Source organism: Mesorhizobium sp. M1E.F.Ca.ET.041.01.1.1, assembly GCF_003997355.1.
In the GTDB taxonomy this organism is placed as follows: domain Bacteria; phylum Pseudomonadota; class Alphaproteobacteria; order Rhizobiales; family Rhizobiaceae; genus Mesorhizobium.
This window is the reverse complement of record NZ_RZSL01000692.1, coordinates 1-2,789: the sequence shown is the minus strand read 5'-3', so window position 1 is coordinate 2,789 and position 2,789 is coordinate 1. Positions and strand designations below refer to the sequence as shown.

At 62.1% G+C, this 2,789-nt stretch carries 2 protein-coding genes and 1 pseudogene; all 3 read right to left on the bottom strand.

All coding sequences use genetic code 11. The features are described 5' to 3' along the window. Window positions 1–1,471 (bottom strand): ATP-binding protein (locus tag EOA38_RS32685; protein WP_145966182.1); only part of this gene is annotated, 1,471 nt, incomplete at its 3' end. A gap of 329 nt (window positions 1,472–1,800) precedes the next feature. Next, window positions 1,801–2,118, bottom strand: coding sequence for a hypothetical protein (locus EOA38_RS32680; protein WP_127301167.1), 318 nt, complete (start codon window positions 2,116–2,118; stop codon window positions 1,801–1,803). Between the two features lie 55 nt (window positions 2,119–2,173). After that, window positions 2,174–2,275: pseudogene (locus tag EOA38_RS32675) on the bottom strand (IS1 family transposase); the annotation flags it as partial. Window positions 2,276–2,789 lie beyond the last annotated feature (514 nt).

The following is a 2,789-nucleotide window of genomic DNA, read 5'->3' as shown; positions in this document are numbered from 1 at the left end:
GCTCGGGATTCGGGAGGATGGCTTTCTCGACCGAAACCGAAACGAGTTCGCCGCACGCGAGCGCGAGCGCGACGATGGCATGTCCGGTCTCATGGACGGCCACCCGGCGGCGCATTTCCGGCGGAATGGGAACCAAAGCGGGAAGCTCGGACACGAGGTCCTCGAGCGTCATGTCGCGGCGCGCCCGCCTTGCCCGCCGTCTCGCCTGCCGGACCAACTGCTCGAGGGAGGCGCCATTCCAGCCTTCGGTTCTCACAGCGATTTCCGATAGGTCGGCATCGGCAAGCAATCCCTGCAGGTGCCAGCGCAGGATTCCTTCGCGGCCCTTCTGGTCCGGCAGGGGAATGCGGACATGCCTGTCGAGGCGGCCGGCACGGACGATCGCGGCATCGAGCTTGTGAGGATAGTTGCAGGCTCCGACCACGACGACGCCCTCGCGGCCTTCCGCGCCGTCGATGCACTCGAGCAGCGCGGCCACCACCTCCGTGCAGTACTGCGCGTTGTGGTCGGTGAACTTCTCGCGGTCGCCGACGGCGTCGATCTCGTCGATGAAGATAATCGACGGCGCATTCTTTCTTGCGTCGTCGAACGCCGCCCGCATGGCCTTCAGAAGGTCACCGAGGTGGCCCTTCGCCTGCCAGCGGCCGAGGGAGCCAAGGACGAGGTGGACGTTGCAGGTGCGCGCGAGAGCGCCCGCGAACGTGGTCTTGCCCGTTCCGGGCGGCCCGGAGAGCAGAATGCCGCGATCCACGTCTGCCCAGCCGATCGTTCCAGCCCGCCAGTCGGCGAGGTCAGTCGCCAGCTCGCGGCCCCATTCGCCCGCCTCGCCGAGGCCATGGAGGTCGTCAAGCGTCGGGCCAGAAATGTCTTTGGCCGCCCTCGGCGCACTGGCCTGCACCATTAGCTTGATCGCGTGAGCGACGGACCTTCCCGGGCGCAGCGTGGCACCGATGACGGACAGGGGCATCGTGGCGATGAACTCGGCCTGTTCGGGCGTGATCTCCGTCTTGAGGCAGAGCCTTGCCCCGGCGATGACGTGCCGCGGCCGGATCGGCCCCACTTTGACCACCCCGTCAGCGGCGAGGCGGAAGTAATCCGGCAACTCCGCGCCGCTCTCCATCATCAGGACGACGCGCCGCCGCTTCGAGAGCGCCGCGGAGAGTTCCGCCTCCTTGGCCTTCGTCCAACGGTCGCCCTTCGTAAGGATTTCGGTGCCGTCGAGGCCGCCATAGATGAAGGAAGGGCCATGCGCGGCATAGTGGACGGCCTCTTCATAGATTTCCTTATCTGCGCCCGCCGGGACCAACAAACCGACGACCACAGGTTTCAGCTGCCGGAACTGCGGGATGGAGCGGCATGCTCGCATGATCCCGCAGTAGGCGAGGAAGCGCGGCAAGGATTGCTGTAGCTTGTTGCGGAAGGTGCTGGAGTTGCTGCTCTCGGCACCCTTCAGGGTCTTGTAGCGGATCATTTCGACACCTCGGCCGCGACCGTGCCACAGGCACGGTGATGGAAATCGGAAACTGACGAAGAGGCGCGCGCTCAGGCGCCCATGGCCGCGCGTATGGGCGCGCGCCAGACCTGCCTCGTAGTCGTCTCGGATTTCCTGGAGGTGTGGATCACGACATTGTCCTCGGTTTCATGCGCATGCGTTCTCGGCCGCCGCAAGGGCGGCCGCAGGGCGGTCAGCGTATGAGGTCGAGGTTTCGGTGCGTGGTCATGGGCGAGAACGTATAGTGAACATAGCCCAGGCGGTCAAGCGCTTGCCTTAAAGGGTAGTGGGGCAGTTTGAAATTCCGATCATGACGGGTGACCGAAGTCCGTCACAATGAGAAGGGCCGCGCCGAACGCGCAGAGATAGCCGATAACACCATATGCCATGACACGGCGCGCCGACCGGAAGCGGGGTGAGAAGAAGTCGGCGTACAGTCTTGCATTACGCCGTCCGAGGCGTTCGCGCCAAGGGAGGTTTTGCTCATCTATTGGCCCTAAGAAATTGGTCCGCACAATTATGCTCAGAAGTGAGATAAACACGGCTAGAAAACCCGGCACCAACACAACGAAACAGGCTGTAATTGGAAGAACTAAGTCGGGATTGTCAGCCCATTCGTATTTCAATTCTCTCTCCGTTTTTGTACGGACCGCGAACCAGAGGTTTCTCTGCCTCTTTAGCCTCAATCAGCGCGACAATATCGCTGAATTCCCAAAGCTTGTCAGCAACGCCAGCAGCCATGGCCGGCGTGACGCGCAGGTTCTTATGGATGCGGACGAAATTTCAAACGGACCCACTACCCCTTAAAGAGTTCGAACCGCGGTGGCGCGAAGGAGAGGACTGCCCACCCGAAATCGTGTGACTGCCGTGTCATGCCGTCTGATTCGACAAATGTCCTGCCGAGGCTCCCCTAGAGGGCCACTCCAGGTTTACGCCGCCCCAACATAGCGCGGTTCCGTAAGCCAATGGGATAAGCGGTCGTTGGATTGCCTTATAAATGGTTGCGGAACTGGGAAAACATTTCCCGCCATTCTCCTGCATCCTTAAACGAATATGCCGTAAGTCACGGCACTTGGTACGCGAGCCGGGATAGCAATCCTGGTCTGACCGGACCCAGTTTCAACAAGCATGTTGGGGAGGGATTATATTGATGGATAGTTCGAAGGCCCTGAACGAAACCGCGCAGGAACTCGACCAGGTCGCGCCGCCAAGAGGCGTCGCCGCCTCCGGGCAGGGGCACCGCAATAGCCGTCGGCCCGGCTCGGCGAAAACGAACGAGCAGTCGATCGACTACGGC